22 protein-coding genes are annotated in these 20823 nt (G+C 60.1%); 12 read left to right on the top strand and 10 right to left on the bottom strand.

All coding sequences use genetic code 11. The annotated features are described in order from the left end of the window. Positions 1 to 602: 602 nt before the first annotated feature. The 8 genes from EKH55_RS30420 to EKH55_RS28435 all read left to right on the top strand — a co-directional run bounded on the left by EKH55_RS30420 (position 603) and on the right by EKH55_RS28435 (position 6498). Positions 603 to 920, top strand: a complete 318-nt coding sequence (locus EKH55_RS30420; RefSeq protein WP_427915884.1) for a helix-turn-helix transcriptional regulator — start codon at positions 603 to 605, stop codon at positions 918 to 920. 461 nt (positions 921 to 1381) lie between these two features. After that, entirely contained in the window at positions 1382 to 2353 is a 972-nt protein-coding gene (locus tag EKH55_RS28405; protein WP_069457468.1) for a CobW family GTP-binding protein, read from the top strand. A gap of 31 nt (positions 2354 to 2384) precedes the next feature. Further along, positions 2385 to 2885 carry a DUF1097 domain-containing protein gene (locus EKH55_RS28410; protein WP_069457467.1) on the top strand — a complete coding sequence of 167 codons (501 nt, stop codon included), beginning with the start codon at positions 2385 to 2387 and terminating at the stop codon, positions 2883 to 2885. A 33-nt stretch (positions 2886 to 2918) separates the two neighbouring features. Beyond that, complete coding sequence (gene nthB, locus EKH55_RS28415) at positions 2919 to 3662, top strand: nitrile hydratase subunit beta (RefSeq protein WP_069457466.1); 744 nt, start codon at positions 2919 to 2921, stop codon at positions 3660 to 3662. A gap of 22 nt (positions 3663 to 3684) precedes the next feature. Continuing rightward, positions 3685 to 4302, top strand: a complete 618-nt coding sequence (nthA, locus tag EKH55_RS28420) for a nitrile hydratase subunit alpha (protein WP_069457465.1) — start codon at positions 3685 to 3687, stop codon at positions 4300 to 4302. Between the two features lie 7 nt (positions 4303 to 4309). Next, a complete protein-coding gene (locus EKH55_RS28425) occupies positions 4310 to 4654 on the top strand; it encodes a nitrile hydratase accessory protein (RefSeq protein ID WP_069457464.1) in 345 nt (114 codons plus the stop codon). A 22-nt stretch (positions 4655 to 4676) separates the two neighbouring features. After that, on the top strand, positions 4677 to 5354 hold the full coding sequence (locus EKH55_RS28430) for an energy-coupling factor ABC transporter permease (RefSeq protein ID WP_069457463.1): 678 nt from the start codon (positions 4677 to 4679) through the stop codon (positions 5352 to 5354). 100 nt (positions 5355 to 5454) lie between these two features. Then, positions 5455 to 6498 (top strand): GlxA family transcriptional regulator, encoded by a 1044-nt coding sequence (locus EKH55_RS28435; protein ID WP_069457462.1) that lies wholly within the window; start codon positions 5455 to 5457, stop codon positions 6496 to 6498. Positions 6499 to 6554: 56 nt separating this feature from the next. Here the strand turns inward: EKH55_RS28435 and EKH55_RS28440 are convergent, their stop codons facing one another. From EKH55_RS28440 to EKH55_RS28460, 5 genes are all read right to left on the bottom strand, one after another. Beyond that, entirely contained in the window at positions 6555 to 7790 is a 1236-nt protein-coding gene (locus tag EKH55_RS28440; RefSeq protein ID WP_069457497.1) for a Zn-dependent hydrolase, read from the bottom strand. 62 nt (positions 7791 to 7852) lie between these two features. After that, the gene (locus tag EKH55_RS28445) at positions 7853 to 9361 is read right to left on the bottom strand and encodes an amino acid ABC transporter permease/ATP-binding protein (protein WP_069457461.1); all 1509 of its coding nucleotides are present in this window, start codon (positions 9359 to 9361) and stop codon (positions 7853 to 7855) included. 54 nt (positions 9362 to 9415) lie between these two features. Then, positions 9416 to 10246 carry a transporter substrate-binding domain-containing protein gene (locus EKH55_RS28450; protein ID WP_245314522.1) on the bottom strand — a complete coding sequence of 277 codons (831 nt, stop codon included), beginning with the start codon at positions 10244 to 10246 and terminating at the stop codon, positions 9416 to 9418. Between the two features lie 72 nt (positions 10247 to 10318). Then, positions 10319 to 11491 carry a M24 family metallopeptidase gene (locus tag EKH55_RS28455; RefSeq protein WP_069457459.1) on the bottom strand — a complete coding sequence of 391 codons (1173 nt, stop codon included), beginning with the start codon at positions 11489 to 11491 and terminating at the stop codon, positions 10319 to 10321. A 46-nt stretch (positions 11492 to 11537) separates the two neighbouring features. After that, positions 11538 to 12737, bottom strand: a complete 1200-nt coding sequence (locus EKH55_RS28460) for a diaminopropionate ammonia-lyase (protein ID WP_069457458.1) — start codon at positions 12735 to 12737, stop codon at positions 11538 to 11540. Positions 12738 to 12844: 107 nt separating this feature from the next. Between EKH55_RS28460 and EKH55_RS28465 the strand changes: the two genes are divergently transcribed. Beyond that, complete coding sequence (locus EKH55_RS28465) at positions 12845 to 13321, top strand: Lrp/AsnC family transcriptional regulator (RefSeq protein ID WP_069457457.1); 477 nt, start codon at positions 12845 to 12847, stop codon at positions 13319 to 13321. A gap of 79 nt (positions 13322 to 13400) precedes the next feature. Here the strand turns inward: EKH55_RS28465 and EKH55_RS28470 are convergent, their stop codons facing one another. Then, positions 13401 to 14333 carry a LysR family transcriptional regulator gene (locus EKH55_RS28470; RefSeq protein ID WP_069457456.1) on the bottom strand — a complete coding sequence of 311 codons (933 nt, stop codon included), beginning with the start codon at positions 14331 to 14333 and terminating at the stop codon, positions 13401 to 13403. 114 nt (positions 14334 to 14447) lie between these two features. Here EKH55_RS28470 and EKH55_RS28475 point away from each other — a divergent pair, with 114 nt between their 5' ends. The 3 genes from EKH55_RS28475 to gstA all read left to right on the top strand — a co-directional run bounded on the left by EKH55_RS28475 (position 14448) and on the right by gstA (position 16204). Further along, on the top strand, positions 14448 to 15056 hold the full coding sequence (locus EKH55_RS28475) for an FMN-dependent NADH-azoreductase (protein WP_069457496.1): 609 nt from the start codon (positions 14448 to 14450) through the stop codon (positions 15054 to 15056). 28 nt (positions 15057 to 15084) lie between these two features. Further along, complete coding sequence (locus EKH55_RS28480) at positions 15085 to 15516, top strand: DoxX family protein (protein WP_069457455.1); 432 nt, start codon at positions 15085 to 15087, stop codon at positions 15514 to 15516. 82 nt (positions 15517 to 15598) lie between these two features. Further along, on the top strand, positions 15599 to 16204 hold the full coding sequence (gene gstA / locus EKH55_RS28485) for a glutathione transferase GstA (RefSeq protein WP_069457454.1): 606 nt from the start codon (positions 15599 to 15601) through the stop codon (positions 16202 to 16204). Between the two features lie 147 nt (positions 16205 to 16351). On the opposite strand, the gene EKH55_RS28490 is transcribed toward gstA, so the two are convergent. From EKH55_RS28490 to EKH55_RS28505, 4 genes are all read right to left on the bottom strand, one after another. Further along, positions 16352 to 16591 (bottom strand): hypothetical protein, encoded by a 240-nt coding sequence (locus EKH55_RS28490; protein WP_069457453.1) that lies wholly within the window; start codon positions 16589 to 16591, stop codon positions 16352 to 16354. Positions 16592 to 16600: 9 nt separating this feature from the next. Further along, on the bottom strand, positions 16601 to 17473 hold the full coding sequence (locus EKH55_RS28495; protein ID WP_069457452.1) for an isocitrate lyase/phosphoenolpyruvate mutase family protein: 873 nt from the start codon (positions 17471 to 17473) through the stop codon (positions 16601 to 16603). After that, positions 17448 to 18215, bottom strand: coding sequence for an aminotransferase class I/II-fold pyridoxal phosphate-dependent enzyme (locus tag EKH55_RS28500; protein WP_245314520.1), 768 nt, complete (start codon positions 18213 to 18215; stop codon positions 17448 to 17450). Before EKH55_RS28500 ends, EKH55_RS28495 begins: the two co-directional genes overlap by 26 nt. A gap of 205 nt (positions 18216 to 18420) precedes the next feature. Beyond that, on the bottom strand, positions 18421 to 20709 hold the full coding sequence (locus EKH55_RS28505; protein WP_069457451.1) for an AAA family ATPase: 2289 nt from the start codon (positions 20707 to 20709) through the stop codon (positions 18421 to 18423). Between the last annotated feature and the right edge of the window lie 114 nt (positions 20710 to 20823).

Raw genomic sequence — 20823 nt, forward strand, 5'->3', positions numbered from 1 at the left:
TGGGAGATCAGGAACACGCGATCACAGGGCACAGATTCTTGATTGGCCGAACGGGTTCGGCCGGCGAAGACCGTGTTTCAGAAATCATAAATGCTCTGAGTAAGATGTCCGGGCTTTGTATCCTGTGCCTGCCAATAATCGACGCGGATAAAGCAGCCAGCGGCGTCGGATCCGCTATGAAGACTCAAGCCCGCGGTTTCCTTTCAAGTAGCTGGAGCGCCACCAGAGAGCGCCTGCTGGTCGACGCGGGCAACCACTTGGTTTTTGCGTTCGAGGCGGCCGCATTAGGGAAAGCCTTGAGTGTGCTCCTCGGGAAGTCTGCACTTTCAGGTTCCGAATTGGATGAGGAAATCGACCTGGACTTGCCGACCGGATCACACTTGGCAGGGCTTGTCGATCTCATCTGGGATTGTATCGACGCCCCGGAAGCACATCGGCTTGGATGCAAGGCCGTCCACTGCCTCGTCCAGTCCGTTGTTACCGCCCTCTGTTGGGCAATCGTCGCAAGTCCTCTTCGAAGAAAGGGGCGATCTGCGTCGCCGGCAATGCCTTGGCACGTAAAGCGCGCTATCGGATATATGCGCGCCAATCTCGGGCACTCCATGACGGTGGCATCCATTGCGCGCGAGGCTGGGATAAGCGTCAGGGCCTTGCAGCTCGCGTTCAGGCGGTTCAAAGGGACTACACCTCTCAGCTATCTCCAAGCGATGCGGCTCGCGGCTGCACGCGAGGAGTTGCTAAACAGCACGTCCCCACCATCGATTTCTACCGTGGCGCGGAAGGCTGGATTCACGCACATGGGACGGTTCGCTGCAGCCTATAGTGAAGCGTATGGGGAGACTCCGTCGGAGACGTTTGCTTCGTCAGGGAGCATCGTCGCGAGAGGCGATCGACAAGCTCGCGAAAATCGACTTCGGTGAACGCCGGCTCCCCAGAATGTACCGATACCGACGCTTCAAGTCAGATGGCGCGATACTCCAGCGTCCGTCGACGTTCTTTGAGGGACGCCTCCGTGAATCGGGTTTGGGCAGAGCGGCGAACGACGCCAAAGCGGGTTGATCTCGCAATCCACCTACTCCCAGAGTTTATCGGCATGCTACAGCGCATTGGCAGTTGGGTAACAGCATCTCCAGCCAACGCCCACATTTTGCTCATATGCTCAATTATTAGCCGTGTATATATTTTGGGCGCAGATTGGCGTATTCTGCATGTGATTTGGCTGAAACTGCATTCATGGACCCATTGTGAGCCGGGCACCTTCGTAATGTAATGATGGCCAATACTGCAATCCAGACAGGCTTACTGACCCCACCATCTGAAGCCATTCTCCGGATCTCACGGGATCGGGCTGGTCGAGTGTTGTTTTGAACTGGAGACAAAAATGAGAAAAATCAACGCGACCATTCTCACCGGCTTTCTGGGCGCGGGCAAAACAACGCTGCTCAACCGTCTTCTGACCGAACGCCCCGATGAGCGTATCGCGGTCGTCATCAATGAGTTTGGTCAGGTCGGTATCGACGGCAAGCTTGTCATCGAAACGACGGAGGACGTCGTCGAACTGAATAACGGCTGCATTTGCTGCACGGTGCGCGACGACCTGATCGGCGCCCTTCGCAATCTTCTTGCGTCAGATCGCGCCTTCGATCGCATCGTCATCGAAACGTCGGGTCTCGCCGATCCGGCGCCCGTCATCCAATCCTTCGTTCTGGACGAGGTCTTGTCGAGCCATGTTCAACTGGACGCGATCGTCACGGTTGTCGATGCCTGTCACGTCGATCAGCAGCTCGGTCAGGATGAAGCCGTCGAACAGATCAGCTTTGCCGATCTCATCCTGCTCAACAAAACCGATCTGGTGTCCTTGGATAAGTTGGCCGTGGTGGAGAGACGTATCAGGCAGCTCAATCCGCTGGCTCGGGTCGTTCACACCAAAGACTGTGCTATTCCGATGAGCTCGGTTCTCGACCTTGGTGCCTTCGACCTCAAGAACATCTTGTCGATCGATCCGGCCATCCTCGAAGATCATGAGCATGAACATGACCAGTCCATTTCCTGCGTCGCATTGCAGCGTGCAGAACCATTGGACCCAGCCGCCTTCAATAGCTGGCTGAACCGCCTCGTACAGGCGAGCGGCGCCGATATCCTACGGATGAAGGGGGTGGTGAACTTCGCCGGCGAAGCCCGCCGCTATGTATTCCACGGCGTCCATATGACGCTCGAGGGCCGTCCGGGAAAGCCATGGATGGGCGATCCCCGCCTGAGCGAGATCGTCTTTATCGGCCGCAATCTCGACGAGGCAGAGCTTGGCCGCGGTCTCGAAAGTTGTGTTCCTTGCGCCCTGGCCGTGGCCACATGAGAAGTGCCTCACCACAACAAGGAGAAGCCTCATGCCACCTCTTGTCGCTGCAATGATCAGTCTCGGTGTTCTGGGTGCACTCGACACCTATATCACGGCGACCCTGTTTCCGGTTCCGGTCTGGGTCACCTTTATTGCCTGGGCATCGTTCTTCGCTTGTGGAGGCGGCCAGGCAGGACTGATCAAATCGCTCGCCTCTAACTGGGCGGGTGTCACGATTGCCTCAATCACCCTGTTGATCGTCGAGTTTGGCCCCGCCCATCCCCTGTTCGCAGCCATCCTTGTCGGTGCTGAAACTTCGCTCGTGGTTCTCACCTCCGCAGTGCCAATCTTGAATTTCACGCCTGCTGTCGTGTTTGGCTTTGCCTCCCTCGTCGGCACGTCGGCGGCAACCGACACCACCATCGTCACGTCCGGACTGTCCCATTCAACTCTGGTGACGATGGCCGCCATGCTGCTTGGAGCGATCTTCGGGTTCGTCTCGGAGTTCGGCACGCGCCTGCTCGCCGGCCCCAAGGCGATGGCGGCCTGACTCATCGCCCTCTCTAACTAGGATAAGATCATCATGAAGCTCCAACACTATCTTGGCGGACTGGAAGGACTCGGTCCGGTCAACACAGAAACAAGGGTCTTTGTTGAACCCTGGGAAACGCGAATCTTCGGGATCCACACGGCGATGATGGCTCTGTCGACTCACTTGCCGCTTCCCCAAACGCCATCGGCCTTCCATACGATCTGGACCTGGGCCGATCTGCGCAAGGGGGCTGAAAGCCTCAATCCCTTCGACTATTTCAAGTATCGCTATTACGAGAAGTGGCTGGGCGGAATTTCAAGCTACTTTATTCAGCATGGCTACATCACCGAGGAGGAGCTCGACGCTCTGACGGAGGAGTATTACGCCGACCCGTCGAAGTCGCTGCCAAGCTCCGGCGACGCGGCCATCGACGACCGTGTCGTCCAGTATCTGGTCGAAGGCGATAGTCCAGCACGCGACGTGCCGGTGGCGGCCAAGTTCTCCGTCGGCGACGTGGTCCGGATCGCGAATGTCCCGAGCGTCGAGCATACCCGTCTGCCTGGCTTCCTGCGGAATAGGACGGGAGTCGTCGAAACTGTGTATCCCGGCGCTTACACGTATCTCTGCGACACTGGCCCCGACGGTATCGGCGAAGCGATGACCGTTTACTGCGTCCGCTTCGATCCGAACGAACTGTGGCCGGGCAATGCTGAACCGAACTTCAGCCTCTATGCCGACCTTTACGCGCGCTACGTCGCCCCGGCCGATGTTTCGCTGTCGGTCAAGGCCGCCTAATCAATCCATCGGGGAGAGACAAATGTCTGAACGTTTCAAGTATCGCGAGGACCGCGAAGCTTACAGTGCGGCGCGCGTGCGGGCTCTCGAAGCCTTGCTCATCAAGAAGGGCATTATCACCGACCGGACCGTCGATACGGTGCTCGAGTTCTTTGAGACCAAGATGGGGCCTTTCAACGGCGCAAAGATCGTCGCCCGCGCCTGGGTCGATCCAGCCTTCAAGGAACGGCTTGTCGCAAATGCGCCAAAGGCGATCGCTGAACTCGACCTGCCGGACGGCATGGCCGGCGCGGAAGGCGAGCACATGCGTGCCGTAGCAAACGCTCCGGGCGTCCATAATCTCATCATCTGCACGCTTTGCTCCTGCTACCCTTGGCCGGTTCTTGGGCTGCCGCCCTACTGGTACAAGGATCCGACCTTCCGTAGCCGTGCTGCCCGCGAGCCGCGTGCGGTGCTTGCCGAATTCGGCTTGCCGATCTCGGAGGATGTTGAGGTCAAGGTATGGGACTCGAGTGCTCAGATCCGTTGGTTTGTCGTGCCTGAGCGGCCAGCAGGAACCGAAGGTTTGTCGGAGACAGAACTTGAAGCTCTCGTCACACCGGAAGCCATGATGGGCGTTGCCGTCGCCAAGGCAGCCTGAGGTCCCGATGCTGACGCAGTTCGAACACTTTGCCGTCACCGAAATGCTGGGCCAGCCGGACAGTCCGCCTCGGGCCAATGGCACTCTTTGCTTTGGGTCCGACTGGGAACGTACGTCCTTCGGGATTGCGCTCGCGCTCGCAAAGGAAGGCTATTTCGAATGGGACTATTTTCGCGATGAACTGATTGCCTCGATCAAGAGGTGGGAAGATGAACATCCCGCCGATTATTCATCGTGGAATTATTACGATCAATTTCTGACGGCGCTTGAGAGCGCCGTCGTCAAGACCAACCTTTTGACCGCCTCGGAACTGCGTGAGTTCTTCTCTCTCGGCGATCAAGTCAACCAGTAACAGCTTTCACGGAGACACCCACATGCATATCGAACCTGGTATCGTGAACGGCGCCAAGATCGTCCTGAGTTACGCCACCGCCTCCGGCGCTGCGCTCTTCACCCTGAAATATGCGCGCGCCGAGCTCCGGCGTCGAGGGCTGTCCTCACTTATGGGGCGAAGCGCCATCGCAACGGCCCTTGTCTTTTCCTTCTTCGAGATCCTTCCGCATTATCCGGTCGGCGTGTCGGAGGTGCATCTGATCCTGGGTTCGACGCTCTTCCTGCTGTTCGGCGCAGCGCCGGCGGCAATCGGTCTTGCTGCCGGATTGCTGCTCCAGGGAATGTTCTTCGCGCCGTTCGACCTGCCCCAATATGGTATGAACGTCACGACGCTGCTCGTGCCGCTCTTCGCGCTGCAGGTCATTGCAAGCAAGGTCATCGCGCCGCATACCCCCTATGTCGACTTGAAATATCGACAGGCGCTGACACTATCGACGGCCTACCAGGGCGGGATCGTTTCCTGGGTAGCGTTCTGGGCGCTCTACGGTCATGGCTTCACGATCGAGAACCTGCTTTCCATCGGGAGTTTCGGTCTTGCGTACATGGCGGTGATCCTGATTGAGCCGCTGGTCGATGTCATGGTGCTCGCGGCCGCAAAGTCCGCCAGGGGCATGTCGCGCACCGGCCTTTTTGACACCCGACTGACCTCGGCCAAGTGAGTTCTGAAGGTGACCATCGCCCGCGCCCGGGCGGTGGTCTTTTGTTGGCAGGAATTTTGCTTCGGACTTCAGATAGACAAACCTGTTCAAGGGTACGCCAATGCGGATCGTTATTCTCGCGCCACCGGGCGTCCAATCCCTGGATGTTGTGGGTCCTGCAGAGGTCTTCTGGGAGGCCGCGCGGCGCTGCGGCGACATGAGCAGATACGACATCCAGATCATGTCCACCGGCCAACCTTCGATCGGAGGCACCGGCCAGTTGCGGTTCCTTGCAGATCGTACGATCTTTGACAGCGATGAACCAATCCATACCTTGCTGGTCGCAGGCGATCCGTCGTTTCAGGCGATTGATCCGAAGGTTATTTCCTGGCTGCGCCGACGCGTACCCACCGTCAGGCGATATGGATCAATCTGTACCGGCGTCTTCCTGCTTGCTGCGGCAGGACTGCTTGAAGGAAAGCGGGTCACGACCCACTGGGAATGCACGCCACGCTTCCGCAAGGAATACCCCCAAATCGAGCTTGAACCAGACGCCATCTATATCCGTGACGGCAAACTCATCACCGCCGCCGGCGTCACCGCCGGCATCGACCTTGCTCTCGCGCTTGTGGAGGAGGATCTTGGGCGCGAAGTCGCACTGGCCGTGGCCAGATACATGGTTATGTTCGTGAAGAGGCCGGGTGGTCAATCACAGTTCAGCACGCACCTTGTCGGCCAGATGTCCGAAACGAGCTTCATTCAGAAGGCGCAAGACTTCATACTGGCCAATCTTGAGAGGGAGTTGCATGTCGATGCAATCGCCAGGAATGTCGGAATGAGCACACGCAACTTTGGCCGCGTATTCAGACATGAGCTCGGAATGACCCCGCTCGACTTCATCATCGCTGCGCGGACCGATGCTGCACGCCGGCTCCTGGAGGATACCGAGCGCCCACTTCAGGCAATCGCCAAGGCATGCGGTTTCGCAGATGTCGCAGCCATGCGGCGGGCCTTCGCCAAGACTATCGGCGTCACTCCGAACGAATACCGCGCCCGATTCCAGATTCTGCGCGACCACAGGTCTGCCTTCCGGACATCCGACAATGCTCTTGCGGCGCAGCTTCTTGGCGCCGACAACCTGTCGAAAGCTGCTATCGTGAGCTGAACTGCGTGAACGATCACGTCGTCAACCGCGGCAAGAAGCCTGAGCTTACAAAACCATCAAGACTTGGCGAGAATCCGTGCGACATCCAACAGGAGGTTGGCACCCGCGATCAGATCAATGTCATGAGTAAGTTCGGCTGGGTTGTGACTGATACCGTCGACGCTTGGTACGAAGATCATGGCAGTTGGGGCAATCGTCGCCATCATCTGCGCGTCGTGTCCAGCCCCCGACGTCATCCGTCGATAGGATAACCCGCGCTTTTTTGCCGCGTCCTCTATGACGGCGACGATCCTCTGGTCGAACACGACTGGGGTCGAGCGCGCTAGTCGCTCGGTGGTGATCGACAGTCCCTCGTCGGCGGCCAGCCGCCCCAGGAACTCCGACAGCGCTCGTTCTTCTTCCAGCAGCCGATCTTCGACCGGGTGGCGAAGATCGATTGTCAGGGTCGCCCGGGACGGGATCACGTTGATCGCATTGGGCTCGAATTCAATACATCCCACAGTCGCGACCATCGGCGAAGTGGAGGCCAAAGCCCGCTCTCTCAAATAGGTGACGACGCGCGCAGCGCCGTATCCCGCGTCGCTGCGCATGGTGATCGGCGTGGTGCCGGCATGATTGGCGGTACCGTTGATTGTAACCTTCTGCCAAGAGATGCCTTGCAGGTTTTCGACAGCACCGATGTCGATACCCTCACGTTCAAGGACTGGCCCCTGTTCGACATGGAGTTCCACATAAGCAGCGGGTTTGAGAGACCCCGGCTCCTTTGGTCCGGCGAAACCGATCCGGCCTAGTTCATCGCCGAGAAGGGCCCCGTCGGTTCCGACCGTAGCCAAGGCTGTGTCCGTGTCCATCCCACCAGAGCAGACGAGGGAGCCCATCATGTCGGGTGCGAAGCGAACGCCTTCCTCATTGGTGAACGCGGCGACCACGACCGGACGAGACGGAGCGAAGCCTTCGTCCTGCATGGCTTCGATCACTTCCAGCGCCGCAAGGACACCGTAGCATCCGTCATAGATGCCGGCGTTGATGACTGTGTCGATATGGGAGCCCATCATGAATGGCAGTTTGCCTTCGCAACCCGGAGGCTCCCAGATGCCGAAGATGTTGCCGATGCGATCCACCGCCACATCCAGGCCCGCCGTCCGCAGCCAGGAGACGAAGAGGTCTCGTCCAAGCTTGTCGGCGTCGCTGGCGGCGAGGCGCGCCAGGCGCCCGTCACCATCTCGTCCAAGACTTCCGAGTTCCTGGATCCGGCTGATCAACCGCGCGCCGTCTATCGAAATGTCGGTCATGTTCATTCCTCCGAGCAAGTCGGTCATTTTCAAGCGGTGGCTAAAAAGGGGGTTGCCGTGGGTCAAATCCGGACAAACTCTGCGATACGGCCATCTTGCTTTCTGCGTTCCTCCAGCAGTGACGGGGAGCCGTCGAACACGACTTTGCCTTTTTCCATGAAGATCACCCGGTCAGAGACTTCCATCGCGAACTTCATTTCGTGGGTGACGATCACCATGGTCCGGCCGGATTTGGCGAGGGCAGCCATGATGCGGAGCACTTCGCCAACGGTCTCGGGGTCGAGTGCCGAAGTCGGCTCATCGAAAAGCAGAATGGAGGGATGCATGGCCAGCGCCCGGGCGATAGCAACGCGTTGCTGCTGTCCGCCGGAGAGCTGGTGCGGGTACTTGTTCTCGTGGACCAGCATGCCAACTTGGGCGAGAAGCGACCGTGCGTCTTTCCGAATGTCCGAGAGGCTGCCGCGATGATGGTAGACCGGGCCCATCATGACGTTTTCAAGAGCCGTCTTGTGGGGAAACAGGTTGAAGTTCTGGAACACCATCCCGATCCTTAGTGCATCAGCGCTGTCATGCCGGATGCTCTTCGCGAGCTTCTCCCGGGTCCCGGCAAGAAACGGCTTTTCCTCAAGATAGACGACCCCGTGTTCCAGCGTCTCAAGACCGTTGAGGGAGCGGATGAGCGTTGTCTTGCCGGAGCCGGACGGCCCGATGATCGAGACGACTTCGCCCGGCTTGACCGACAGGTCGAGGTCCTTGAACACCTGGTGAATACCGTAGGACTTCCCGCCCTTTTCGAGGCGGATGGCGGGTTCGGCGGCCGAGGTGCGGACGTCGTCCACGATCTGCTTGACGACACCGCCGCTAGGCTCGGCCTCTTCAGTGGTCAGCTCGGCAAGACGCCGCGAGAAGTCGAGGCGGCGCTCAAACGCCTTGAGCGCCGTATCGAAGACGGTGACGATCAGGACGTAGTAGCAGGCGACCGCCACCATGGTTTCGATGACCTTGAAGTTTTGGGTATAGTAGCGCTGCCCGACAAGCAGGATTTCGGCGAGCGAAATCACCGAGACGAGAGACGTCAGCTTCACGATGGAAACGAATTCGTTTCCGAGCGAGGGCAGGGCGATGCGCAGAGCCTGCGGGATCACGACGAGCCGCTGGACGCCCGTGCGCGAAAGCCCGAGGACCTTTCCCGCCTCGTACTGGCCCTTGCCGACGGCGACGAGCGCGCCACGGTGGATTTCCGCGATGTAGGCCGTCTCGCTCAATACCATCGCCAGGAGGCCGGCGACGAAAGGAATGGACAGAAGCCCCGAGGTCGATGGGAAGGCCTGCGGAAGATTGTAGACGAAGATGAGCAGGACCAGGAGCGGAAGGCTTCTGAAAAACCAGACATAGAGCCCAGCAGCCCGGCGGACCACCATCAGGCTGGAGCGGTCGGCAAGCGCGACGAAGAAGCCGAGGACGACCGCAAGGATCCATGTCGCCACGCTGAGTTCGACCACGAGCAGGGTCGCGTTCCAGAAGTCGCGGCTCCAGAAGAGCCCGATCGTGTAAGACCAATCGAAAGCCATTGTCTTTTTCCAGTAAAGTTGACCGGGCCGCGCAGAGCGGCCCGGGAGGAGGGATCAATTGCTTTCGATGAGTGCAGCGGCGATTTCTGCGTCGGTCGGCAGAGCGAGGTTGTACTTGGCGAGAATGGCCTTGTACTCTTCGCTGTTTTTGAGAGGCTCGAAGGCCTTCTTCAGGCGGTTAAAGAGCTCTTCGTTACCCTTCTTCACCGCCAGACCCATGACGACGGGGAACAGGATTTCCGTGGACGTGATCTTGAGACGATCGCCCGAAGCGACGACGGCAGCCTTCGAGACGCCAGCATCGTCGAACACCACGTCCGCGCCGCGCGACAGCAGCGCCTGTGCCGCCTCGGCCGACGTGGCGAATTCCTTGACATCGATCGGGTTGGAGCCGCATTTGGCCTGAGAGACCTTCTGGAGCTCCGGCACCCATGCCGCGCCCTTGAGGTTGGCGACGCGCTTACCACAAAGGTCTTCTGGCTTCCTGGGCTCGAAGGTGTCATCGGAGCGGACCATCAGCGAGCCGCCCGTCTTTGCATAGGCGATATAGTCCACGACCTGCGCACGGGCCGGCGTGACATAGAGCGCGGAGGCGATCATATCGAAGCGGTTCGCCTGAAGGCCTGGAATCAGGCTGGCGAACCTGGTGTCCATGAACTGCACTTTAACTCCGAGCTTTGGAGCGAGCACCGCCATGACATCGGCATCAAAGCCCTTTGTCACACCGTCCTCGAGATAGTCATAGGGCGGATAGACCTGGTCGGAGCCAACCGAGATTATACCTGGCGTGATCGTCTTAAGATCTTGGGCGACGGCGGCGGACGCTGTGCCGAGAGTCGTCATCGCTGCGAGCAGGATAGCGGTCTTCATTGCGATTTTTTTCATTTTCATTCCCCTTTTGATTGCCCGGACGGACCATCCGCCCGAGTGACGATTTCTGTCTCCGTCAACCTTGGGTCACCGAATGATCGGCATCTCTCTGGGGGCGCGTTTCGTCAAAAGCCGCGGTCCGTCCCTGGTGATGGCGATGTTTTCTTCGTGGACAATCATCTTGCCGGGGGCGTATTCCATCCCCGGCTCGATCGTCAGCACCATGTTCTCGACGATCACGGTGCCGTCGCCGAGCCTATGGGAAGGAGGCTCGGTCAGCTGCATGCCGAGACCATGACCCAGGCGGCCGACATTGTTGCCGATGGCTCCGGCGTCCTCGATGATCTTGGCCATTGCGCGGAACACGTCATCAGTCTTCGCACCGGGAACAGCAGCCTTGATCCCCGCCTCAGTGGCAAGCCAAAGGGCATCGTGGACCCGCTTGGCATCGTCGGAGATGTTGCCGATGGCGTAGTTGCGGTCGAAGTCGCAGAAGTAGCCGTCAAAGGTCGATCCGGTGTCGATGAAGAGGACGTCGCCTTCCTGCACCAAACGATCATGTGGACCGCAGACGATCTGCGGGACGCCGCCGGGTCCGGAAATTGCCGGCATGAACGGCGTGGAGTCCGCGCCGCGACGCGCGATGTCGATCCTGAGCTTTCTCACGATCTCGCGTTCGCTTTCGCCGACCGCGATGCTGGCGGGGAGGGCCTCGTAGGCATCGCTTGCGATCTGGCAGATATAGTGGATGTGGTCGATCTCGGCCGGGGTCTTCACCATCCGGATTTCCCAGATGCACGGCGAGCCGTCGGCGATCTCAAGGGCGAGTACGTCGCGCAGCTTGAGGAAGTCGGAGACGGGCATTCGCAGCGCCATCTCGCGGCCCATCTCGGTGCCGACCCTGCCATACTTGCGGGGGAAGCTTTCGATGGTTGACTTGAGGAGCGAGATGCCGTCGTCGTACGGGTTCGGGGCCTGCCAGGTGCGGATGTCCTTCATCCAGGTCAGCGCCATCTCGGGCGCGCCGATCTCAGGGATGACGGCGACCGGATCGCCCTCAAGCGGAACAACCACGAACCACGGCCGGGTCGGGCTTTCCCAGAACTGGGAATCGAAGCCCGTGAAATAGCGGACGTTGGGCGGTGACGAGACGAGCAGGGCGTCGAACTTATGCCTGTGCATGATCTGGCGTGCGCGCTCGACGCGTGTTTCGAATTCCTTGGGCGAGAAACCGCGCTGCGGCATCTTGATGGCGTTCATTGACGTTCCCTTTCGTTATGGTCTCAGTTGTCCTGGGAGCATGTCTCTAGTTTGCGACCTTGGCCGCTCCGCTGAGGACGTCTGCTGGCTTCGATCCCACGATGTTTTCGTAAGAGGCCGGATCGGTCGCGCCCTCGGTGTTGATGAGCAGAACCCTGCTGTCTTTGTTCAAACCGAGCACCTGCCTGGCATGGGGATCGGCGGCGACGGCAAGGAGCCCCGCAAGGCCGGCGGCTCCGCTCTCTCCGGCGACCACCGGACGCTCACGGAAGGCGAGTTTGCGCATCGCGCTCTTGGCCTCGTCTTCGGTTACCGTGACGAACGCGCTGGAGGTCGCATCCAAAATACGCCAGGCAACCATTGAAGGGGTGTAGCACTCGAGCATGGCCATGATGGTCGGCTCGGTCGGCTCGAAGGATGTCAGGCGGCCCGCTTCGGCGGACGCATACAGGCATGCGGCACGGTCGGGTTCGACGACGATTGTCTTGATGGCCTCGTGTCCGAGGGCTTCGCTCAGGTGCACCGAGACACTGCTTGCGAAGCCGCCGACGCCTGCCTGAAGGAACACGTGCGTTGGCGGGTCGAGCTTGAGGTCGGCAATCTGCGACAGGGCCTCGTTTGCAAGCACGGTGTAGCCCTGCGCCACGAGCGACGGAATTTCCTCGTATCCTTCCCATGATGTGTCCGACACGAGCACCCATCCGCGCTCTTCTGCGACCCGCTCGGCCTCATCGACTGACATGTCGTAGTTGCCTTTGACCCGCACCACTTCGTCGGCACCGATCGCATCGGCTCGTGCAGTGGTCACGCCTTCATGGACGAAGATCACGGACCTGCATCCGAGGATGCGGGCACCTGCAGCCACTGATTTGCCGTGGTTCCCGTCTGTCGCGCAGCAGAAGGTGATGCCCGACGCGAATTCGCGGGCTGTCGGCGAAACGAGCTGGGCCACGGAAACCTCGTCGTGGAGATGATCCTCCAGCATTCGCTTGAACAGGGTCATGACGGCGTATGCGCCGCCAAGCGCCTTGAAGCTCCCCAGACCAAGGCGCTGGCCCTCGTCCTTGATGACGACACTTCCGACTCCTGCTTCTGCCGCAACCTCGTCAAGCGAGATCAGCGGAGTGGCAGTCTCGTCGCGCCACAGTCGGAGATAAGGTCGCACAAGACTGGGAGCATCGGTGCCGAGAAGCACCTTGTCGTCGGTGCGCAGACGCTCGAACTTTGGAGAGTGAATCTGGATCATGTCGGCCTCGGTTCAATGGATGACCGAGAGAATATTGCGATCCAGACTTTATTTGCGCTCTATTTTAGCATATTCTGTGCACGAAACTTTCATTCAAGGAGACTTTTGTGGCTCGAACTTCCGTTTCCGACCTTGATGAGTTCGATCTCAAAATCTTGCGGCTGGTCCAGCAGGACAACCAGACACCTCAGCGGGTCATTGCTGACAAGATCGGCCTGTCTCCGCCCGCGGTGGCGCGGCGGCTGCAGCATCTGCGTGAAGCGAAGTACATACGAAGCGATATATCGGTGTTGGATGAGACGGTCATCGGTCGTCCGCTCACGATTGTTGTCCATGTCACCACCGACAACGAAAGGCTGGACCTTCTGGACGGCATGAAGGAGCGTTTCAGCAAATGCCCGCAGGTCCAGCAGTGCTATTATGTGACGGGGGAAATGGACTTTATCCTCATCCTCAATGTCCGCGACATGGCGGAATACAACGAGCTTACGAGGACCCTTTTCTTCGAAGGTGGAAATGTCAGAAGTTTCCGCACCTGTGTGTCGATGGAGAACGTGAAGACGTATGGGCCAATTCCTGTTTGAACCTGTATCCCCGGACTGGTGAGTGTTCTTCGAGGGAACAGTCAAGCACTCGAGTGACCACAGCGCTGAGGACCTGCTGTCACGGATCACTACCGACACCATTCAAGCTATGGAATTCGCTGGACAGCCTTGCGCGAACCTCAGCGGTAAGCCACCGCGCGGCGGGCCCCGGCGGGTTGGCGACATTGTGGATGGCGTAGATCGGATACTCGCCCTGGTCGAAAGCGGGAAACGCAAGCGGGACAAGGCGGCCATCGGCGATGTCACCCTTGACCAGGGATGCCGGGAGCCCGCCCCAGCCCAATCCGCCGCAGATAAACTGATGCTTCGTCGCGTTGTCGCTGACCCGCCAGGTCTTGAGTGAGAAGACGTTGAAGTCGCGTCCCTTTGTCAGCCCAGAGGCATCGTATACCACGAGCTGCGTCTCGTCTCTGACGTCGGCAACGCTGATAGTCCGAGCCAGCATTCCAAGGGGATGGTCCGGAGCTGCGACGGGTATCATCGCGGAATGGCCGATCCGTTCGGAAACGATCTGATGATTCCCCGTCGCCATGGAACCGCCGAAGCCGACGGTCGCTCGCCCGGTAATGACCGCATCCATCACGATCCCGAGCGTGCCGACGGTGACATTCACAGACACGGTCGGGTACAGGTTTCGGAAGGCGCGCAGTACAGCGACAACGATGTCTGAGGGCACGGCGCTGCTGATGGCGATGGGCAGCTCTCCCTCAAGGCCCTCGTTTAGCGCCTTCACCCGCGCCCGCATCAGATCGAGATCGCCAAGCAACCGACGCGCATCCTCGAGAACGGACCTGCCAGCCTCAGTAAGTTGCGGCCGCTTCGTCCCGGAACGGCCGAAGAGCGCCACTCCTAGCTGCGCCTCGAGATTGGCGATCGTATAGCTAATAACCGATTGGGTGCGATTGAGCGCGCGGGACGCAGCCGAGAAACTGCCTTTCTCCACTACGGCAAGAAATACCTGAAATTGATCCAAGGTTGGGTGGGGCTGCATATCTCATCGATCCTATCGATATGTTGGTTCGAATTTATGCCGGTTTTCCCGATGACCAGCAACCTTTATGTCATGGCTAATTCACCTGCCGCATTCTTCCGAAGGGAACTGCACATGTCATCCATCCTGCTTCTCACCGCCAGTCCGCGCCCCGGCTCCTTCTCGACCCAGATCGCCATCGAGCTTGCCGAGCGGCTACAAGCAGTCAATCCTGCCGGCGCCCTTATTCACCGTGACCTCGCCGCCTACCCGTTGCCGCATATGGATGGTGGGTTCACGACCGGAATCCACAAACCCGCCGAAGACCTGACCGCTGCTGAAGCGGCTGCACTCCGCCTGTCGGATGAACTGGTGGCAGAGATTCTGGCGGCAGATACGCTGGTGATTGGGACCGCCTTCATCAACTTCAACATCACCTCGAATCTGAAATCCTGGATCGACTATATCGGCCGGGCAGGCAAGACCTTCCAATATACGGCTAGCGGTCTCGAGGGACTGGCCAAGGGCAAGAAGGCTTACATCGTCTTAGCCTCGGGCGGGATCTACTCCGAAGGCCCGGCGGCAGCGCTCGATCATGCCACGCCCTACCTGAAGTCAGTGCTCGCCTTCATCGGCATCACCGATGTCGAGGTGATCCGTGTCGAAGGTGTGAACCGAGGCGCCGATGGCGCCGCAAATGCCGTGACCGCCGCGCGGGCGCGGATCGCTCGTATCGCCGCCTGAAGCCGCCTTACTGAAACAGGAGCTTTCCATGCAAGCAAACACCGTCTCCACTCCCATCCAGCCAGCCGGGAAAGTACTGCAGATCAGCCTCTGGAGCGTTCAAACGCTGATGTTCGCCGCCTTCACGTTGTTCGGTTTCCAGAAACTCTTCATGCCCGCCGAGGCGCTGGCCGCTATGTGGCAGACGCAATGGCCGGTCGAGTATTCAACGCTATTGCGCTTTACCGGATTGATCGATGTAGCGGGTGGGATCGGCATCCTCTTGCCCGCTCTTACCCGCATCCAGCCGAGATTGACCGTTCTTGCGGCGCTGGGCTGCACAATACTGCAAATCTGCGCCATCATCTTCCATGCCATGCGCGGCGAATTTGCCGCCCTGCCGCTCAACTTCATCCTGCTTCCCCTCGTGGCCTTCATCCTGTGGGGCCGAGGCAAGCGGGCGCCCGTCGCGCCGCGCTGACAAAGGACTGCGCCTGAAACGGAGCAATCCCCCAGCAATGGTATCATCCCAACCATTGCCTCGCATTTCCTCGGAGTTCTGCATGAAACTTTATTACAGCCCCGGCGTTTGCTCGCTTGCCTCGCACATTGTTCTCCGCGAAGCCGGACTGCCCTTTACGCCCGTGCGTGTCGATCTGCAGACGCACACATTCGATGGCGTTGACTACCACTCCGTCAACGCGCGTGGCTATGTTCCGCTGCTCGAACTCGATGACGGCCAGCGCCTGACCGAGGGGCCGGCGATCATGCAGTATGTGGCCGATCAGGTGCCGGAAAAGAAACTTGTGCCTGCCTGGGGCACGATGGAGCGTTACCGCCTCGTCGAGTGGCTCGCTTTCATCAGCAGCGAACTGCACAAGAATTTTGGGCCCCTGTTCAATCCAGCCATGCAGGAGGAGGTCAAGGAGTTTCACCGCGGGCGTGTGCTCGACCGTATCCAGTGGATGGAAGGGCAGATCGCTGGCAAGGCCTACGTCATGGGCGACACATACACCGTGGCCGACGCCTACCTGTTCGTCGTCGCCGGCTGGGGAAAGCATGTCAGCGTTGATCTTGCCGACTTCAAGAACCTGCAAGCACTTCTCGGTCGTGTTGCAGCCCGCGCGTCTGTGCAGGAAGCGTTGAGGATAGAGGGGCTTCGCGTGTGAGCCAACGCGCCCTATAGAAACGTCAGGCCTGGCCTACCCAGAGGCTTCCTCCTTCTTTGGCAGCGCTCGCTCGACCAATCGCAGGAAATCGCTGGCTGCGAGCTCTCACAACCAGCCTGCACGAAGACAACGGTTACCTCGCAGCCCCTAATAGACGTGGGCCAGCACCGCTTCCTTCCAAAGCCACAATTCGTCATGGGCGGACAGCGCCACGGCGCGCTCCTCGACATAGCGCACTGCGACCTCGACAAAGACGTCGTCGCCGAACGTACTGCGAAAGGCCGCGATCCGCTCAAGGTCGAACGACAGCGTGACGGTGTCTCCGTCCTCAGCGACAGAGACACCGAAGTCTGGAGCATCGGAATTTGCCGCGGGCGTCAGCCGCATGCAGCCATCCTATCTCAGGAACCGTTGTTCATCGGTCTTGACCTGATCCATCTTCTGCAGCCTGAAGATTTCCGCGACCGGCACGATGTCCTTGTGCACGTTCTGCACGCCGCCATCGGCGATGATGCGGCGGAAGGTGTTCTGCATTGCGGTGGTCGCGGCACGGATACCATAGTTGCCGTAGATGGTCATTTTGATGTTGCCGAGCGCGCGGATGCGCGTGGCGTCGACTTCCGGATAGGCGTTCGGAACGATGACCAGTGGAACCGGTCCTTTCCAAGCGCGCGAGAAACTCTCGATTTCGGCCGGGTCCTTCTTCTTCGAGTGGATCAGCACCATGTCGGCGCCGGCCTCAGCATAGGCCACGCCGCGCCTGAGGGCCTCGGTTTCGCCGAGACCGGCGATCAGCGCTTCCGTGCGGGCGATGACGAGGAAGTCCGGGTCGGTGCGCGCCGCGATCGCCGCTTCGATCTTGCCCTGGAATTCCTCGATGCGCAGCAGTTCCTGGCGCCCGTCCGCCGCGAGCGACGTCACTTTCGGGAAGGTCTTGTCCTCGATGACGACGGCAGACGCGCCGGCCTTTTCGTATTCGCGAATGGCGTGGATCACGTTCAGCGCATTGCCATACCCGGTATCGATATCGGCGACGATCGGCAGCGACGATTGCCCGGCGATGGCGCGCAGCATGTCGAGATGCTGGGTCATCGTGATCAGGCTCATGTCCGCCAAGCCGTAGAGCGCCGAGAGTTCGAAGCCGGAGGCCCAAATCCCGTCAAAACCGGCTTCTTCCGTGAGGATGGCCGAGAGCGGGCTATGGGCCGCCATGATGTGGACGAGGCCGCGCTCGGCCATTGCCTCACGCAGTTTTCTTGCTTTGCGCATGATAGGTCTCGCTTTTGGAAAGGGCTTCGCAGGCGGCAAGAATGCGGCCGCAGGCCTGTTGCAGGTCTTCGATCGCCGCGGCATAGGAGATGCGGATATAGGGCGAGGCCATGAAGCCCGAACCCGGAACGACGGCGACACCGAACTGCTCAAGCAGATAGAGGGCGAAATCCATGTCGTTCTCGATCACCTTGCCCTGTGGCGTCACCTTGCCGATCACGCCTTCGCAATTGACGAAGACATAGAAGGCGCCGTCCGGCGTGCGGCATTTGAGGCCCTCGGCCTCGTTGATCCTTCCGACCACGAAATCCCGGCGCTTCTCGAATTCGGTCACGAAAGTTCCGACATAGTCCTGGTTGCCGGCGATCGCCTCGATCGCCGCATATTGCGAGATGGAGCTTGTGTGCGAGGAGGTCTGCCCCTCGATCGTGTTCATCGCCTTGATCAGGTCCTTTGGTCCGGCACCATAGCCGAGCCGCCAGCCGGTCATGGCGCTGGATTTCGAGACGCCAGTGACCGTCAGCACGCGGTCGATCAGATCCGGGGCGGCTTCAGCCATGGTGGCGAAGCGCACGCCGTAGACGAGCTTCTCGTAGATGTCGTCGGCAAGCACATGCACCTGTTTGTGCTTGCGCAGGACGCCACGGGTACCAGCTGTTTGTTGCTTTCTTAAACGGTCGCAGCCCCTCACCACCACCTGATCAATCGAGAATATGGAGAGTGCGTCGCTGGCGAGAGCCAAAAGATAGTTCCAAAGAGTGCAATTTCGGCCGCTGTAGCTGAGTGAGTGAGTGGCTGAATGCTCGCCAGGGCAGGGGCTGAAGGCGTCACGCCCTCTATCTCGGTGTTGCGGTACCGATTTTGGGACGTTTGTTGCTCTTATTTCGGAGACCATTCGCAACAACGACCGGCACTGTAGCGCGGCCTGCTGAGGCCGTTGTTGCTTTTTATTGCGTTTCGAAGTTCAGGGCACTGTTCCGTTGCAGGCTCTTCGGAGCCATGGAGATGACCTCGTTGAGGAGGTCTGGATCGCCGACCAACACCACGGTTTCGACGGCCCGAGTGATGGCGGTGTAAAGCATGGTCCTGTCCAAGAGCCTGGATCGGACCAGAGGAATGATTACCCGGCTGAAGGCGGAGCCTTGCGCCTTATGAACGCTGATCGCCCAACCGTGGGTCAGCTTTTCGAGGTCGGTCGCCGTGATAGCGTCCTCGGCGCCGTCGTCGAAGACGACCCAAGCGCCCTTGGGATCGGCCTTCGTCACAACGCCAAGGGACCCATTCATGAAGCCTGAGCAGATGGGTTCGCCCGTGGCCTTGTCGAGCACCGGATTGCCCGCTGCATCGAACCGCGGCGACTTCGAGTAATCGTTCTTGAGCCACATAATCTTGGAACCGACGCTCAGGCCCCAATCGTCGATATCAGGCTGGCGGGCCATGTATTCCGCCTCTATGGCGCGGTTCAGGTCCTTCGACCCCGCCGGACCGTTCTTCACCTGGGTTAGAATCTGAACATCTTTCTCGTGCAGGGCGGCGATTCGGCCATAGGCCGGAGGCTGACCGCACATGGCACGGAACGCGGCCAAGGTTCGTGCCGCCACCTCCTCCTTCTGCGCGGGAAACAGGTACACGCCAGGCGACAGAGCCAAGTTTGGATCGAACCGGCGCAAATCGACGGCCTTGCCCGACCGGACCGCAGCCGCGACGGCGGGAATGCCGGTGGCGTCATCCTGACGGTGGACAACATCGAGGGTGACCGAAGGAATGCCGGTTGTCTTGACCATCGTATGGAACGGCAGGCCCGGTCCGATTGGCGGAAGCTGCCCTGGATCGCCGATGAAGATCAGATTGACCTCGGTCGGCAACTGCGTGAGCACCCTATAAATCGAGGGTGTGTCGAGCATCGAGGATTCATCGAAGATGACGGTTCCTGCCTGGACACGGCGGCCAGCATCCTCGATGTCGTGGACCAGCCGCGAGAGGGTGCTTGCCGGACGACCTGTCGCTTCGCTGATCCGTCTGACGGCACGGCCTGCCAGAGCGACCTGCAGGTGTTCGATGCCATGGCGCTGCGAAGCTGGAAGACCATTGCGGATGGCCTCCAGTGCGGCAAGGATCGCCCGCACGACGGTCGTCTTGCCCGTGCCTGCGCCACCGCTGATGACGCAGATGCCGCAGCTCGCGGCCATGTAGACCGCCTCGCGCTGGGCATCGGTGAGCGCGTAGCCGATTTCCTCCTCGACCTTGGCGATGGCGTCTACGACGAGTTTGCCGTCGAATGCCGGAACTTCACGACCAACGCGCTCGCTGACCTGTCGCGCGGCCTCTTCCTCCATGAACCGACACGCCCTCGATTGCAGAAGATCGGGCGCAGGCGACACGACACGACCGCTGGCCGATGCCACCTCGATGGCCCGCGACGGATCACCGGTCCAGGGTGCGAGCAGGCGTTTCACCAGAGGTTTCAGAACCGGGGAAGGGGAGGCCATGTTCCCAGCCCGGAACCGGATGGCCAGCGCCTCCTCGACGGCGGCCGCCAGCCGCCTCGGATCATCGAGGGCGAGGCCCAGCCGAAGCGCCCTCGCGTCCACTTCCTTCCACGGCTCCAGCAATGTCATCGTGAACGGGTCCGCCTTGATACGGTCGATTGCTCCGAGACCCCAGACGCGAGCCGCAGCACCTGCGACACGAGGCGAGACGCCGTATCGATCCAGCCAACGGAAGATTTCGACCTCTTCGGCGAGCATGCCGAACCCGTCGACGATGGCGATGGCCCGATCCGCGCCGACGATGCCCGCGAGCGCCTTCAGGTCACGGTCCCGGATGATGTCGTAGATGGTCTCGCCGAAGCGATCCCAGACCTTCTCCGCCGTCGCCCAGCCGATACCGACGAAGCGCTTGTCGGTGGCGAGATGCCGGATGATCGCCCGCCCCCGTGTCACCAAAGGGAGCGACACCTCGGCATGGAGTTGCGGTCCGTACTCGGGATGAAGCTGGATAGAACCCGTGACGCGCCACGTCTCGCCCACGGCCGGGTCGCGCGGCGACCTCTTCGACGGAACGAGCGCACGACGAAGCTGCGCGGTTCCGTCCCGACCGATGATGACATGGTCGCCGAACCGGCTGGCATGAACGGACGTGATGGACAGCTCCCAGGAAGACTGCTCAGAACGCTCACCAAGGACCAGGAACGTCTGCCCCTCTGAGCCACCCCGTCGTTCCGCGGCCCCTGCCATGGCGTCCGGCTCTCCGTTCACTGCGGCCACCCACGACGTGCCGTCGCGGGTCCCTGTGCCTCGTTCACTTCGATCCGGTCTCCACGGCCTCTCGGGGCCACGACGGCGCGGCTC

The organism is Sinorhizobium alkalisoli (assembly GCF_008932245.1).
GTDB classification, from domain to species: Bacteria; Pseudomonadota; Alphaproteobacteria; order Rhizobiales; family Rhizobiaceae; genus Sinorhizobium; species Sinorhizobium alkalisoli.

Bases quoted from the DNA above. Each gene is read 5' to 3' on its own strand.
- EKH55_RS30420 (WP_427915884.1), top strand. From the start codon at position 603: ATGACGGTGGCATCCATTGCGCGCGAGGCTGGGATAAGCGTCAGGGCC.
- EKH55_RS28405 (WP_069457468.1), top strand. From the start codon at position 1,382: ATGAGAAAAATCAACGCGACCATTCTCACCGGCTTTCTGGGCGCGGGC.
- EKH55_RS28410 (WP_069457467.1), top strand. From the start codon at position 2,385: ATGCCACCTCTTGTCGCTGCAATGATCAGTCTCGGTGTTCTGGGTGCA.
- nthB (WP_069457466.1), top strand. From the start codon at position 2,919: ATGAAGCTCCAACACTATCTTGGCGGACTGGAAGGACTCGGTCCGGTC.
- nthA (WP_069457465.1), top strand. From the start codon at position 3,685: ATGTCTGAACGTTTCAAGTATCGCGAGGACCGCGAAGCTTACAGTGCG.
- EKH55_RS28425 (WP_069457464.1), top strand. From the start codon at position 4,310: ATGCTGACGCAGTTCGAACACTTTGCCGTCACCGAAATGCTGGGCCAG.
- EKH55_RS28430 (WP_069457463.1), top strand. From the start codon at position 4,677: ATGCATATCGAACCTGGTATCGTGAACGGCGCCAAGATCGTCCTGAGT.
- EKH55_RS28435 (WP_069457462.1), top strand. From the start codon at position 5,455: ATGCGGATCGTTATTCTCGCGCCACCGGGCGTCCAATCCCTGGATGTT.
- EKH55_RS28440 (WP_069457497.1), bottom strand. From the start codon at position 7,790: ATGACCGACATTTCGATAGACGGCGCGCGGTTGATCAGCCGGATCCAG.
- EKH55_RS28445 (WP_069457461.1), bottom strand. From the start codon at position 9,361: ATGGCTTTCGATTGGTCTTACACGATCGGGCTCTTCTGGAGCCGCGAC.
- EKH55_RS28450 (WP_245314522.1), bottom strand. From the start codon at position 10,246: ATGAAAAAAATCGCAATGAAGACCGCTATCCTGCTCGCAGCGATGACG.
- EKH55_RS28455 (WP_069457459.1), bottom strand. From the start codon at position 11,491: ATGAACGCCATCAAGATGCCGCAGCGCGGTTTCTCGCCCAAGGAATTC.
- EKH55_RS28460 (WP_069457458.1), bottom strand. From the start codon at position 12,737: ATGATCCAGATTCACTCTCCAAAGTTCGAGCGTCTGCGCACCGACGAC.
- EKH55_RS28470 (WP_069457456.1), bottom strand. From the start codon at position 14,333: ATGCAGCCCCACCCAACCTTGGATCAATTTCAGGTATTTCTTGCCGTA.
- EKH55_RS28475 (WP_069457496.1), top strand. From the start codon at position 14,448: ATGTCATCCATCCTGCTTCTCACCGCCAGTCCGCGCCCCGGCTCCTTC.
- EKH55_RS28480 (WP_069457455.1), top strand. From the start codon at position 15,085: ATGCAAGCAAACACCGTCTCCACTCCCATCCAGCCAGCCGGGAAAGTA.
- gstA (WP_069457454.1), top strand. From the start codon at position 15,599: ATGAAACTTTATTACAGCCCCGGCGTTTGCTCGCTTGCCTCGCACATT.
- EKH55_RS28490 (WP_069457453.1), bottom strand. From the start codon at position 16,591: ATGCGGCTGACGCCCGCGGCAAATTCCGATGCTCCAGACTTCGGTGTC.
- EKH55_RS28495 (WP_069457452.1), bottom strand. From the start codon at position 17,473: ATGCGCAAAGCAAGAAAACTGCGTGAGGCAATGGCCGAGCGCGGCCTC.
- EKH55_RS28505 (WP_069457451.1), bottom strand. From the start codon at position 20,709: ATGGCAGGGGCCGCGGAACGACGGGGTGGCTCAGAGGGGCAGACGTTC.